Source organism: Castellaniella sp. WN (assembly GCF_054457555.1).
Genome location: NZ_JBTKZC010000001.1, coordinates 12093 through 24964, shown reverse-complemented (window position 1 = coordinate 24964; position 12872 = coordinate 12093). Strand labels below are relative to the sequence as shown.

The following is a 12872-nucleotide window of genomic DNA, read 5'->3' as shown; positions in this document are numbered from 1 at the left end:
CAGCTCATTCAGTTTCCTCCCAGCCCGGTGATCGGGCTGATCCGCTCGAGCGAAGGCGGCTCGATCTGGACGGCATCGGGATCGACCATGGATGCGCCGCTCTTGTAGACCATGACGATTTCCGGAAAAGCCACGAGGATCGCGATCATCAGTATCTGGATCAGGATGAAGGGAATGGCCCCCCAGTATATTTGCCCCAGGGTAACCTTCGCCGTCCGCTTTCCGCTGACCTTGTCGATATAGTCCTTATCAGGAGCGACGCTCCTCAGGAAGAACAGCGAGAATCCAAACGGCGGATGCAGGAACGAGGCTTGCAAATTGACCGCGATCAGGACCCCGAACCAGACTAGATCGATGCCCAGCGTTTCGGCTGCGGGCGCCAGCAGCGGTATGACGATAAACGCAAGCTCGAAGAAATCCAGGAAGAAGGCCAGCAGGAAGATCAGGACATTGACGACGATCAGGAAGCCGGTTTGTGCGCCCGGCAGTCCGAGCAACAGATTTTCGACCCAGAGGTGCCCCTCTACCGCATAGAACGTCAGGCTGAACACACGGGCGCCCACCAGGATGAACAGGACGAAAGTAGACAGCTTTCCTGTCACATCCATCGCCTGCTTCAGCAAGCTCCAGGACAGCCTCTTGCGGAATATCGCCATGGCCAGGGCGCCTACCGCTCCCATGGCGCCACCTTCGGTGGGAGTGGCCACGCCGAGGAAAATCGTGCCGAGGACCAGGAAAATCAGCACCAGCGGCGGGACCAGCACAAAAATTGCCCGTTCCGCCAGCCTGGAGAGCAGGCCCGGCCGCAACACGCGGCACAGCGCCGCAGCCAGGAAGGAGATGACGGTGATCAAAAGGACCAGGATGACGACCTTCTCGTCCGTGGGAGTGTCATCGGGAAGCTGAGCATGCATCACTCCGACCGAGAGGAGCGTGGCCAGGACGACGAGCACCAGCAGCGACCTGAGGCCGCTCCGTTCCGAAGACTCCCGCAGCATAACGGCGTCTCCGGGCATCGCCGGCGCCCAGGCGGGCTTCAGCACTGCGACGCCGATCGCAAACGCGATATAGAGCACGACCAGCAAAGCCGCCGGCAGGAACGCCCCCGCATACATGTCCCCGACCGACCGGCCGAGCTGATCGGCCATGACGATGAGAACGAGCGAAGGCGGGATGATCTGGGCCAGGGTGCCCGAAGCCGCGATCACGCCGCTGGCGAAACGCCGATCATAGCCGTACCGGAGCATGATCGGCAGGGAAATCAACCCCATCGAAATGACGGAGGCTGCGACAACGCCGGTGGTCGCTCCCAGAAGCGCGCCGACGAAGATGACCGCATAGGCCAATCCGCCTCGTATCGGCCCAAAGAGCTGCCCGATCGTATCCAGCAGATCCTCCGCCATCCCGCTGCGCTCCAGGATGAGGCCCATGAATGTAAAAAAAGGAATGGCCAGCAGGGTGTCGTTGGACATGATCCCCCATATCCGCTGAGGCAGGGCCTGCGCAAGCGAAGGTTCGAGCAAGCCGAGATGAATCCCCAGCGCGCCGAACCCGATCCCCACCGCGGCCAGGGAAAACGCGACCGGATAACCGAGCAGCAGGACGATGACCAGCGCAGCGAACATCAGCGGCGCGATATTTTCAATCAGTAACTGTGTCATTCCGCATCCCCTTCCGGGCGGGCGGCCTGGCCGTCCATACTTTCGGCTGCTCCGTCCGGAACGCGGGCCGCGAGTTCCCGGGGGTCCGGTCCCATGCCCCGCAAATAAGCGACACGCTTGACCAGCTCCGAGAGCGCCTGCAAGCCGAGCAGGAAAAATCCAGTGGGTATCAGCAAACGGGCGGGCCAGACGATCAGGCCCCCGGTGTTCGAGGACACCTCCGCGCGCACGAACGACTCCACGAATTGAGGCCAGGAAAGCCAACAGATCAAAATCACCATGGGCAGAAGGAAGAAAATCGTCCCGAATATGTCAATCCAGGCCTGCGCCCGACCTGTCAAGCGGCCCACCAGCACATCCACCCGGACATGCTCGTTGCGCATCAGGGTGTATCCCGCCCCCAGCAGAAAGACTGCCGCGAACAGGTACCACTGAACCTCCAGCAAACCATTGGAGCTGTATCTGAACGCCTTGCGGATGACCGCATTGAACGCACTGATCAAAACCATGACCAGCACAAGCCGATACACCCATTTCCCGACCCGAGCGGACAAGTTGTCCACGAATTCGGAGAAACACAGTAATGCTCTCATCACAGAACCCCCATGGGCGGCACCGGCGGAATCGCGCGGGACTCGAGAGATGCCCGCACCCGATCCGCTCATGCGCGCGATGCACGTCTTTACACCACGACGTTCCCGGCCAGCAGCGCCTGGATTTCGTCATCCCTGAAACCCCAGCCCTCCAACACCTCGGTCGAATGCTCGCCCAGGCCGGGGGCCTGCGACACGGGAACCCTCGGCGTGTCGGACAGATAGACCGGCACGTCCAGGATACTGAGCGCGCCAGCCTTCGAATGATGGACATCCGCGATCATTTTTCTGCGCCTCACCTGGGGATCGTTGACTGCCTCGTCGTAACGCTTCACCAATCCGCAAGGCACAGACGCCGCGTTCAGGACGGACAGCCATGCCTCGCTCGTTTTCTTGCGAAACAGTGGCTCGAGTTCAGCCTCCAGGACGGTCCGGTGGCGCACGCGTAACGGCGGCGATCCGAAACGCTCATCGGCAAGCAGCGCCGGCACATCCAAAGCCTGACAGAGCTTTTCCCAAAGCGCCTGGCTTGCGGCGCCGACGACCACATGCCGGCCATCGGCGCAAAGGAAGGCTCGGTACGGAGCAACATTGCGATGCGAAGATCCCAGCGGCCCGGGAATCTCCCCCAGGCCAAAATACCGGGAAGCCTCCCAGAGCGACCATGCGATCGGGGTATCCAGCAAGGCGGAATCGACACGCTGCCCACGACCCGTGTGCCGCCGAGCCTCCAGGGCCGCGAGAATGCCTATCACCGCCCACATGCCGCAGCCATAGTCGGCGACGGGCTGAGACACCTTGACAGGCTCGCCGCCCGGCTCGCCGGTGATGCCCATCAGCCCACCCATCGCCTGAGCCACGATATCGACGCCGCCCAACCCGCGGTAAGGTCCATCCTGGCCGAAGCCGGAGATCGAGCAATAGATGAGCCGGGGATTGATTTCATTCAGCCGCTCGTAGGAGACCCCCAGCCGCTCCGCGGTCCCTGGCCGGGAACTCTCCAGAACGATGTCGGCGTCCTTGGCCATACGGTAGACGACTTCCCGCCCGCCGGGTTTCTTCAAATCAATGACGAGGCTCTTTTTATTGTGATTCATCATCTCGAACGGGAGTCCGATCCCAGCCTTCATCGGACCGAAACTGCGCACCACATCCCCGTCCGGGGGCTCGATCTTGACGACGTCCGCGCCCAGGCTCGCCAGCACGCTGCCCGCATACGGCCCCGCGATGAACCTCGTCATTTCCAGAATCTTGATACCTTGCAAGGCGGTGGTCATTTCTTCTCCAAGACTATTCCAAATCACGATATCGAAGCATCAAGGCTTTACTTGCCTGATGGTTTGGCGAGTGTCATGACGTAGTGTTCGGCGGCCGCGTCATTGATGGACGACCACAGGGACTGGCTCGCCCGGAAGTCCTCCCAGTGCTTGTGGACCTTCGCGAACAAGGGATCGGCCCGCGCCTTTTCCCGCAGGAGATCCCCCGTCGCCTCATACATGGCCTTGACTACATCCTCAGGCCAGTAGCGCAGCTTGACGCCATTGGCGAGCAGCCGCCGCAGCGCCGCGATATTCACCGAGTCATACTTTGCGATCATCTTGGAACGGGACTCTGCGCTCGCGGTGGCGATCGCCGCCTGGTAGGACGGCGGAAGGCTGTCCCAGCGACTCTTGTTCACGATGAAACTCAGTTGCGCGTCGAGTTCCAGCACGCCGGGGGAGTAGTAAAACTTGGCGGCCTTCCACAAGCCAAGCTTTTCGTCATCATGCGGACCGATGATTTCGACAGCGTCGAGCGTGCCTTTCTCGAGGGAAGAATAGACGTCGCTATGGGCGATCTGCTGCGGCACGGCGCCGAGCCTCGCATAAACCTCGCTGACGAAACCCGGCGTCCTGATGCGCAATCCCTTGAGATCCCGCGCACTTTTGATTTCCGAGCGGAACCAGCCACCCATCTGCGCCCCCGTCCCGCCGCACGGAAACTGCAGAACGCCAAATTGACCATACAACTCACGCATGAGCTCGAGGCCGCCGCCATAGCTCATCCAGGCGTCCTGCTGGCGAGGGGTCATCCCGAAAGGGAGGCAGGTATCAAACACCAGGGCCGGAAGCTTGCCCAGATAATAGAAACCGCAGGTGACCCCGCACTCGACCGTGCTTTGCTGAACAGCATCGAGCACTTGGTAGCCGGGGACGATTTCTCCTGCGGGGAACACGCTGATTTCAAACTTCCCGTCCGTCAATTCCTTAACCCGCCGCCCAAGCTGCTCGATACCCCCATGTATCACATCAAGCGTCGTCGGGAAGCTGGATACCAGACGCCACTTGATTCGCGGCTCGGAAGCCGCATTTGCGGGCAAAGCCGCGCCCGCCATCGTCGCCATCGCCACTGCCGACCCAGTCCGCATGAATGCACGCCGGGATGTCTCATCCTTTGTCATGACCCTCTCCTTTTAGCTTATTGGATATTTTCTTTCACAATAAAGTGCATACACTTTTAATGAAAGTGTATGCATCATAAGATCGTCACTTCACCATGTCAACATGCCGACACCAGCCGGCGGCGGCACCAGCGCCACGATGGCACGCACGGACCGCCCGATTACCATCCACCGCGGAAGTGGCCTATAGTGAGAACCTCGCGCTATCAGAGACCCCCCGTGCCCCCATCACCCACCAGTCCCGCCGCCCGCCAGACCCTGGCGGGCGTCCTGCTTCTGGTCGTATCCATGTGGGCGCTGTCGGGCCTGGACGCCAGCGGCAAGTACCTGATGGGCACCGACATCGGGGTCACGCTGTCGGTGGTATGCCTGGTGCGCTACGGGGTGCACGTGGCACTGACGATGATCACGATCATCCCCGCTCGGGGATGGAAAACCCTGCGCTGCATCCGGCCACGCGCGCAGGTCGCGCGCGGGCTATCCATGCTGGCCGCCACCATGCTGTTCTTCACCACGGTGCGTTACCTGCCGCTGGGCCAGGCCACCGCGATCAATTTCCTGGCGCCCCTGATCGTGCTGGCGATCGCGCCCTGGGCGCTCAGGGAGCCCCCCTTCATGTCACGCTGGGTCGCGGCGGTGATCGGGCTCCTGGGGGTGCTGGTGGTGGTGCGTCCGGGCTCGGGGCTGGACCCCGTGGGCACACTGTTCGGCCTGATGACGGCCTGCGCACTGGCCTTGCAGTACATCGCATCGCGCCGGGTGGCGGTGGACGATCCCTACACGACCCTGATCTGGAGTGGCGCCGTGGGCAGCGCCGTCATGATGCTGGTCCTGCCCTTCTACTGGCGGGATCTCGCGGCGCTGGCCGGGCGGCTCTCCACGCCGCAATGGCTGGTGCTCCTGGGCACCGGGTTCTGGGGCTGCGTGGGACACTTCCTGCAGATCCAGGCCTACCGGCGGGCGCCCGCCTCACTGCTGGCGCCCTTCGTCTATTTCCAGATCGTCAGTGCCGCCGCGCTGGGCTGGCTGATCTGGGGCCAGTTTCCCGACCCGGTGTCCTGGCTGGGCATCGCCGTCGTGTGCGCCAGCGGCATCACGATCGGCCTCATCGAGTGGCGCCGCAACGGCGCCGCGCGGGCCCGGCCCGGCAAGACCGTCTGACCGGACGCTTCCGGCTCCTCTCCGGGCCGGCTGCCGCTCAGCGCAGCGCCAACTGCGCGGCGGCCAGCTGCTGCGCCTTGTCCAGCTTCATCTCCCGCATCAGGCTGGACAATTTCTGGGTAGCCGAAACCAGCGCGCCGTTCAGCGTGCCCATCTGCGCCTGGATCTGCCGCAGGCGAGCGCGCTTGGCCTCGGGATCCATGTTTTCGTCGGCCTGGACCGCCTGCAGCTCCCGCGCCAATTCGGCCAGCCGTTCCCGCAGATCCCGGATCATCCGCAACAGGCTCTTGACAGCGTCGGGCAGGTCGCTGTCGTCGATGTCCTGGTAGCGATTCGCGGCATTCGACGAGGTTCTGGACGCGACCCCCGACAGCGCCCGCCCCAGATCGGAAATCGACGTCCGGGCCGAGGCCGGCGGGACCAGGAACGCGTCCCCGGCCAGGGCTTTGCCGCCGATGGACGCGGAGCCGGCCGCCGAGGACACGGCGGAAGAAAGCGGATCGAGGGGGTTCATGGCGTCGTCCCGGCCGCGGGCCCCGGCATGCGGAACGGAGCCGGCGAGCCCGCACCGGAATCTACGGCCGGACAGCCGGAGTCTTTACCCCGGCATCGGCGGATGCCCACCGGAGCCCGCGAGCTTTCCCGGCCTGCTATCCGGCCTCGACCCGTCCAAGCTGGCTTCCGGCCTCGACGAACGCACCCTCCGGGACGGCCTGGCGCAGCACGCCGGCCACGGGTGCCAGAACCTGGGTTTCCATCTTCATCGCCTCCATCACGGCCAGCACCTGGCCGGCCTCGACCGCCACGCCATCGCCGGCCTTCCAGGCCAGCAGTGCGCCGCTGATCGGCGCCGGAAGCCCGCCCGGCCCGGCGTCCCGCGGCCCGGCTCCCAACGAACGGCCGGCATCCGGACCGACGCCGGATACACCCGGCGCGGCGCCCCGAAGCGAAGCCGCCTCCATGCCCAGCACCCCCGCCGGCAACCCCAGAGATACGCGCCGGCCGTCGATCTCGACGAAGGTGCGCAGCATCGGCGCCGCGTCCGGCGCTTCGGGCCGGGGCGCATCGGCCAGATCGACGGCGAACTCGGTTTCGATCCAGCGCGTATGCACGCGGAAAGCGTCCGCGCCGATGAAATCGGCCTGATCCACCACGGCGCGATGGAAAGGCAGCACGGAAGCGACGCCCTCGATCTCGAATTCCCGCAGGGCGCGGCGCGCGCGGGCCAGGGCCTGCTCCCGCGTGGCGCCACTGACGATCAGCTTGGCCATCAGCGAATCGAACGCGCCCGGCACCAGAGAGCCGGACTCCACGCCGCTGTCGATCCGCACGCCCGGTCCGGAGGGCGGCGCGAAACGCCTGACGCGGCCCGGCATCGGCAGGTAGCCGCGCCCCGGGTCCTCGGCATTGATGCGGAATTCCAGGCTGTGCCCGCGCGGCGCGGGCGTGGACTCGACGGACAGGGGCAGGCCGTCGGCGATGCGCAACTGTTCGACCACCAGATCCAGGCCGGAAGTCTCCTCGGTCACGGGGTGCTCGACCTGCAGGCGGGTGTTGACCTCGAGGAAGGAAATGCGTCCGTCACGCGCCAGCAGGAATTCCACCGTCCCGGCGCCGGCGTAGCCCGCGCGGGCGCAGATGGCGCGGGCGGCCTCGTGGATGCGGGCACGCTGCCCATCCGACAGGAAGGGCGCGGGCGCTTCCTCGACCAGCTTCTGATTGCGCCGCTGCAGCGAGCAATCGCGGTCGCCCAGCACCACCACCCGCCCATGGGTATCGGCGATCACCTGCGCCTCGATGTGGCGAGGCCGGTCCAGGAACTGCTCGATGAGGCATTCCCCCCGCCCGAAAGCGGCGGTGGCCTCGCGCACGGCGGATTCGTACAGCTCGGCGACCTCGTCCAGCCGCCAGGCCACCTTCAGGCCGCGCCCGCCGCCACCGAACGCCGCCTTGATGGCGATGGGCAGGCCATACGCCTCGGCGAAGGCCAGGGCCTCGGCGGCGCTGGCGACCGGCCCGTCGGTGCCCGCGACCAGTGGCGCGCCCGCGGCCTGGGCGATCCGCCGCGCGGCCACCTTGTCGCCCAGGGCTTCGATGGCTTCGGGCGGCGGTCCGATCCAGACCAGGCCCGCATCGATCACGGCGCGCGCGAACTCCGCGCGCTCGGACAGGAAACCGTAGCCCGGGTGCACGGCGTCGGCCCCTGCCCGGCGCGCGGCGGCCAGCAGCTTGCCGATGTCCAGGTAGGTCTCGGCGGGACGGCGCCCCTCCAGTGCCCAGGCCTCGTCGGCGCGGCGCACATGCAGGGCATCGGCATCATCGTCGGCGTAGACGGCGGCGGAACGCACACCATGGTCGGCGCAGGCGCGCGCGATGCGCACGGCGATTTCGCCCCGGTTGGCGATCAGGACTTTACGGATCATGGCAGGATTTCCTCGAACGGCCCGACGGGCCTGAAACGCAGGCGGGCGCCCACGGGAATCTGGGCGGCGCGATCCAGGTCGCGTCCGACGACCGCGCCGATCACCGGATAGCCGCCGGTCAGCGGATGGTCGGCCAGGAACAGGACCGGCTGGCCGCCGGCGGGCACCTGGATCGCGCCGGCCACGGTACCTTCGCTGGGCAGTTCCCCCTGGCGGCCGCGCGCGAGGGGCTCCGCGCCCGACAGGCGCATGCCGACCCGGTCGGACTGCGGCGTGACCGTCCATTCCTGTCCGGACAGCAGCGCCAGAGCCTCCGGAGTGAACCAGTCCGCGCGCGGTCCCAGGACGATGTCCAGGGTGACGAGGTCGCCGCGCCCGGGCAAGGGCGGAACGGCCTCGCCGCCGGGCTGGACGGCGCCAGGCCGCGTCCCGCCCGGGGCGGCGCCCACCGGCAGCCGGTCGCCCGGGCGCAACGGCGCCGGCCCGATCCCCGCCAGGGTGTCGGTGGCGCGACTGCCCAGTACGGGCGCCACATCCCAACCGCCGCGCACGGCCACATAGCAGCGCACCCCGGCGCTCGGCGCGCCGACACGCAGTTCATCGCCGTCGTCGAGCGCCAGCGGGCGGCCCGGGGCCGCCGGCAGGCGGAGGCCCGCCGCCGTGATCAGGCTCAGTTCCGCCCGGGCGCCCGTGACGGCCACCACGGCGCGCCCCCGGCACGCCAGGCGCAGGCCGCCCAGGGCGTTTTCCAGCACGGCGGCATCGGCCGGATTGCCCACGATCCGGTTGGCCGCGCGCAGCGCGCTCCGGTCGAGCGCGCCGGACAGGGACACCCCCATGCCGGTCAGGCCGGGACGGCCCAGGTCCTGCACCAAAGTCCGCAGGCCGGCGGCCAGGACCTCGAAACACACGGACGGCGCGGCCGGGCCGGACGCGCCGCGCTCCGATGCCCGGGACACGCCGGCGGAAAGATCGCCCGCCCCGCCGGCCGGCCCGGCGGCACGCACGGAAGCGGGCTCCGATAGGCCCGGCAGGCTGTGGACCGCGCCGGCCGCGTCCAGATCGCGGAAGCGCACCCGGAACCCCGGCTGAACCAGCGCCGGTTCGGCCCTGCCCATGTCCCACATGCGCAAGGGCGTGACGCCCAGCAACTGCCAGCCGCCCGGGCTGTCGGACGGATAGACGGCGCTGAAATCCCCTGCGACGGCCACCGAGCCCGCCGGCACGCGCACGCGCGGCGCGGCGCGGCGCGGCACGCCGTGGAAGCGGGGATCGCCGCCCGCGAGGTAGACGAAGCCCGGCGCGAAGCCGGCGAAGGCCGCCAGGTAGTCGCTGCCAGTATGACGCTCGATCAGTTCGGCGCGGCTCAGGCCGAGCAGTCCGGCGACCGCTTCTAGGTCCTCGCCCGTGTAGCGCACGGGAATCTCCACGCGCCGGGCGGCCGCGGCCGGAACCGCGTCCGAACGCGGGCGGGATACGCCGTTCCCGCCACCGGAAACCGCCTCCAGGCCGGCGGCGGCCCGCCGCAGCCAGGCCGCCACGTCCCGCGCGGTCAGGGCGGACGGCCGGAACAGCGCCAGCAGCGTGCGGGCGGCGGGAATCACGTCCTCCACGCCGGCGGGCCGCTCGCCGAGCGCCTGGAACAGCGCCAGGGTCTCGTCCAGCGAGCCAAGTTCAGCCAGCACGGCGCCATCGCCGGCCGGCAGGCAACGGACGGAAATCATGCGGCCCGCGCGTCCGCGAACGGCGCCAGCGCGACGCCGGCCGATTCCAGCCTTTGCCGCACCGCGCGCGCCATGGCCACGGCGCCCGGGCTGTCGCCGTGCACGCAGATGGAATCGGCCCGCAGGTGTACGCGACTGCCGTCGATGGCGGTGATCCCGCCCGTGCGCACCAGATCCAGCATGCGGTCCGCGACCTGGGCGGGATCGTGCAGCACGGCGCCCGCCTCGCGGCGCGAGACCAGCGCTCCGCCGGAGGTGTAGGCCCGGTCGGCGAAAGCTTCGGCCACCACCCGCAGGCCGCTCTCCCGCGCCCAGTCCAGCAGGGGCGAGCCGGCCAGTCCCATCAGGACCAGGCCGGGGTCCAGTTCCAGCAGCGCAGCGATGACGTCTTCCGCCTGGCGCCTGTCGTGCGCGATCGTGTTGTACAGGGCGCCATGCGGCTTGACGTAGGTCACCCGGGTGCCCGCCGCGGCGGCCAGGCCCTGCAGGGCGCCGATCTGGTAGATGACGTCGGCCACCAGTTCGCGGCTGGATGGGTCCATGTTGCGCCGGCCGAAGCCGGCGAGGTCGGGATAGGCCACGTGCGCCCCGATGGCGACGCCGCGCGCCGCCGCGGCGCGCAGGGTGTCCAGGATGCCGGCCGGGTCCCCGGCGTGGAAGCCGCAGGCCACGTTGGCGCTGGTGACGATGTCCAGCATGGCGGCGTCGTCGCCCATGCGCCAGGGGCCGAAGCTTTCGCCGAGATCGCTGTTCAAGTCCATGTGCGTTCCTTATCATTGCAAAAATGATCGGTGGATCGTTGAACGATCCACCGGCCAACATTTCATCCCCGCCCGGGCAGCGGCCCGGCGGCCCGGCGGCGAAAAGATCCTCCACACGCCGCGATTTCCAGGACAGCCATGCACCCCCGCCATTATCCCAGCCCCGCCGTCGCGCCGAGCCTGACCGACACTGTCGCCGAGACCATCCGCCAGCAGCTCATCCATGGCCAGCTGCGGGCGGGACAGCGGCTGTCCGAGGCGGGACTGAGCGAGCAGCTGGAAGTCTCGCGCAACACCCTGCGCGAGGCCTTCCGGATCCTGTCCAAGGAAGGGCTGCTGCGCCACGAGCCGAACCGCGGGGTCTCCGTGGTGGTGCCGTCGATCGCCGACATCATCGACATCTACCGCGTGCGCCGTCTGATCGAATGCCAGGCCCTGGCCCAGGCATGGCCCCGCCACCCAGCGCACAAGCGCATGGAACAGGCCCTGGCGCACGCACGCCGCATGCGCGACGCCGGCGACTGGCTGGAGGTCGGGTCGGCCAACATGCTGTTCCACGCGAGCATCGTGGCCCTGGCCGACAGCGCGCGCCTGTCGGCCATGTTCGCCGACATCTCGGCTGAATTGCGGCTGGCCTTCGGCCTGCTGGACGATCCCGAATATCTGCATGCGCCCTTCGTCGATCTGAACGCCCGCCTGTTGGAACTGTTCGAGCACGGCGACACGGCGGCGGCGGCCCGGAACCTGGAAAACTACCTGACCCAGTCCGAACGCATGGTGCTGTCCGTCTATTCCGCCCACGTCGAATGACCCGTTCCTCGCCTGCGGCATGCCTGGCCGGCCGCTCGTATACGATGCCGGACCAAAATTGTTCAACAATATAAGAGAATAAATCAACGATCAGAGGCTACATCAACTACAAAAACAATCTTATTGTTGATAACCCTGATCGACGGCAGACTGCCGATGGTCTATCTTTGTCGGCAGCCATCGTCGGGGCCGGGTCGCGGTCGCGCGGCGATGCCCTCCCGATCCTTCTCCAGGAGCCCCCCCATGAAGCGCCGCATTTTCCTCGCCACCGCCCTGGTCGCCGGCCTGGGCCTCACCGCCCAGGTCCGGGCCGCCACGCAGTGGGACCTGGCCTCGGCCTATCCCGCCTTCAATTTCCACTCGCAGAACCTGGCCCAGTTCGCCAAAGACGTGGACGCCGCCACCCAGGGCGACCTGAAAATCACCGTCCATTCCGGCGCATCCCTGTTCAAGATGCCGGAAATCAAGCGCGCCGTGCAAGGCAACCAGGCCCAGGCGGGCGAATTCTTCATGGTCAGCTTCCAGAACGAATGGCAACCCTTCGGTCTGGACGGCCTGCCCTTCCTGGCCGGCAACTACGACGAGGCCTGGAAGCTCTACCAGGCCCAAAAGCCCGCCCTGGAAAAGAAACTGGACCAGCAGGGCATGGTGCTGCTGTATGCCGTGGCCTGGCCACCGCAGAGCATCTACAGCAACAAGCCCATCAATTCCGGCACGGACCTGAAGGGCATGAAGTGGCGCGTCTACAGTCCCACCACCGCCCGCATCGGCGAACTGGTCGGCGCCCAGCCCGTCACCATCCAGGAAGCCGAGCTGTCCCAGGCGCTGGCCACCGGCGTCATCGAAGGGCTGATCACGTCCAGCGCCACCGGCGCGGACAACAAGCTCTACGAAAACATGAAGTACTTCACCAACGTCCGGGCCTGGATCCCGAAGAACGCGGTGGTCGCCAACAAGAAGGCCGTCGAGGCCCTGTCCCCCGCCTCGCGCGACGCCCTGCTGAAGGCCGCGGCCGCCGCCGAGAAGCGCGGCTGGGAGGAATCCCGCAAGGTCGACGCCGACTCCATCGCCAAGCTGAAGGCCGGCGGCATGGAAATCGTCGAGCCTTCCGCCCAACTCAAGGCCGACCTGTCCAAGGTCGGGGAAACCGTCATCCAGGAATGGACCGCCAAGGCGGGCGACGAAGGCAAGCAGATCCTGGACGCCTACCGCGCCAGCCGCTGATCCGATCCACGGGCGGCCCACCGGCCGCCGCCGCGCGCCGCCCGGCGCGCGGTTCCCCGACCGCTAGGAACGCGC

11 protein-coding genes are annotated in these 12872 nt (G+C 67.2%); 3 read left to right on the top strand and 8 right to left on the bottom strand.

The genetic code is table 11. The annotated features are described in order from the left end of the window. Nucleotides 1-8 precede the first annotated feature (8 nt). From ACTPOE_RS00110 to ACTPOE_RS00095, 4 genes are all read right to left on the bottom strand, one after another. On the bottom strand, nucleotides 9-1661 hold the full coding sequence (locus tag ACTPOE_RS00110) for a TRAP transporter large permease (RefSeq protein ID WP_458870031.1): 1653 nt from the start codon (nucleotides 1659-1661) through the stop codon (nucleotides 9-11). Next, on the bottom strand, nucleotides 1658-2254 hold the full coding sequence (locus tag ACTPOE_RS00105) for a TRAP transporter small permease subunit (RefSeq protein ID WP_458870029.1): 597 nt from the start codon (nucleotides 2252-2254) through the stop codon (nucleotides 1658-1660). The genes ACTPOE_RS00110 and ACTPOE_RS00105 overlap by 4 nt, the downstream gene beginning before the upstream one ends. Nucleotides 2255-2343: 89 nt before the next feature. Further along, on the bottom strand, nucleotides 2344-3531 hold the full coding sequence (locus ACTPOE_RS00100; RefSeq protein ID WP_458870027.1) for a CaiB/BaiF CoA transferase family protein: 1188 nt from the start codon (nucleotides 3529-3531) through the stop codon (nucleotides 2344-2346). 47 nt (nucleotides 3532-3578) lie between these two features. Beyond that, on the bottom strand, nucleotides 3579-4694 hold the full coding sequence (locus ACTPOE_RS00095) for a TRAP transporter substrate-binding protein (protein WP_458870025.1): 1116 nt from the start codon (nucleotides 4692-4694) through the stop codon (nucleotides 3579-3581). A gap of 219 nt (nucleotides 4695-4913) precedes the next feature. Between ACTPOE_RS00095 and ACTPOE_RS00090 the strand changes: the two genes are divergently transcribed. Beyond that, nucleotides 4914-5855, top strand: coding sequence for a DMT family transporter (locus ACTPOE_RS00090; RefSeq protein WP_458870023.1), 942 nt, complete (start codon nucleotides 4914-4916; stop codon nucleotides 5853-5855). A gap of 37 nt (nucleotides 5856-5892) precedes the next feature. Here ACTPOE_RS00090 and ACTPOE_RS00085 read toward each other — a convergent pair whose 3' ends face one another. The 4 genes from ACTPOE_RS00085 to ACTPOE_RS00070 form a co-directional block, all read right to left on the bottom strand. Beyond that, nucleotides 5893-6369, bottom strand: coding sequence for a hypothetical protein (locus ACTPOE_RS00085; RefSeq protein ID WP_458870021.1), 477 nt, complete (start codon nucleotides 6367-6369; stop codon nucleotides 5893-5895). Nucleotides 6370-6505: 136 nt separating this feature from the next. Further along, nucleotides 6506-8278, bottom strand: coding sequence for an acetyl/propionyl/methylcrotonyl-CoA carboxylase subunit alpha (locus tag ACTPOE_RS00080; protein ID WP_458870019.1), 1773 nt, complete (start codon nucleotides 8276-8278; stop codon nucleotides 6506-6508). Continuing rightward, entirely contained in the window at nucleotides 8275-10002 is a 1728-nt protein-coding gene (locus tag ACTPOE_RS00075; protein WP_458870017.1) for a 5-oxoprolinase subunit B/C family protein, read from the bottom strand. Before ACTPOE_RS00075 ends, ACTPOE_RS00080 begins: the two co-directional genes overlap by 4 nt. Further along, nucleotides 9999-10763: a LamB/YcsF family protein gene (locus ACTPOE_RS00070; protein ID WP_458870015.1), complete on the bottom strand. Its 765-nt coding sequence runs from the start codon at nucleotides 10761-10763 to the stop codon at nucleotides 9999-10001. Before ACTPOE_RS00070 ends, ACTPOE_RS00075 begins: the two co-directional genes overlap by 4 nt. 138 nt (nucleotides 10764-10901) lie before the next feature. Between ACTPOE_RS00070 and ACTPOE_RS00065 the strand changes: the two genes are divergently transcribed. Next, nucleotides 10902-11573 carry a GntR family transcriptional regulator gene (locus ACTPOE_RS00065; protein ID WP_458870013.1) on the top strand — a complete coding sequence of 224 codons (672 nt, stop codon included), beginning with the start codon at nucleotides 10902-10904 and terminating at the stop codon, nucleotides 11571-11573. Nucleotides 11574-11816: 243 nt separating this feature from the next. After that, nucleotides 11817-12797 carry a TRAP transporter substrate-binding protein gene (locus tag ACTPOE_RS00060; RefSeq protein ID WP_458870011.1) on the top strand — a complete coding sequence of 327 codons (981 nt, stop codon included), beginning with the start codon at nucleotides 11817-11819 and terminating at the stop codon, nucleotides 12795-12797. Nucleotides 12798-12872: the final 75 nt, after the last annotated feature.

What these genes read in the sequence shown, in the direction of transcription:
- ACTPOE_RS00110 (WP_458870031.1), bottom strand. Translation starts at nt 1,661, where the DNA reads ATGACACAGTTACTGATTGAAAATATCGCGCCGCTGATGTTCGCTGCG.
- ACTPOE_RS00105 (WP_458870029.1), bottom strand. Translation starts at nt 2,254, where the DNA reads ATGAGAGCATTACTGTGTTTCTCCGAATTCGTGGACAACTTGTCCGCT.
- ACTPOE_RS00100 (WP_458870027.1), bottom strand. Translation starts at nt 3,531, where the DNA reads ATGACCACCGCCTTGCAAGGTATCAAGATTCTGGAAATGACGAGGTTC.
- ACTPOE_RS00095 (WP_458870025.1), bottom strand. Translation starts at nt 4,694, where the DNA reads ATGACAAAGGATGAGACATCCCGGCGTGCATTCATGCGGACTGGGTCG.
- ACTPOE_RS00085 (WP_458870021.1), bottom strand. Translation starts at nt 6,369, where the DNA reads ATGAACCCCCTCGATCCGCTTTCTTCCGCCGTGTCCTCGGCGGCCGGC.
- ACTPOE_RS00080 (WP_458870019.1), bottom strand. Translation starts at nt 8,278, where the DNA reads ATGATCCGTAAAGTCCTGATCGCCAACCGGGGCGAAATCGCCGTGCGC.
- ACTPOE_RS00075 (WP_458870017.1), bottom strand. Translation starts at nt 10,002, where the DNA reads ATGATTTCCGTCCGTTGCCTGCCGGCCGGCGATGGCGCCGTGCTGGCT.
- ACTPOE_RS00070 (WP_458870015.1), bottom strand. Translation starts at nt 10,763, where the DNA reads ATGGACTTGAACAGCGATCTCGGCGAAAGCTTCGGCCCCTGGCGCATG.
- ACTPOE_RS00065 (WP_458870013.1), top strand. Translation starts at nt 10,902, where the DNA reads ATGCACCCCCGCCATTATCCCAGCCCCGCCGTCGCGCCGAGCCTGACC.
- ACTPOE_RS00060 (WP_458870011.1), top strand. Translation starts at nt 11,817, where the DNA reads ATGAAGCGCCGCATTTTCCTCGCCACCGCCCTGGTCGCCGGCCTGGGC.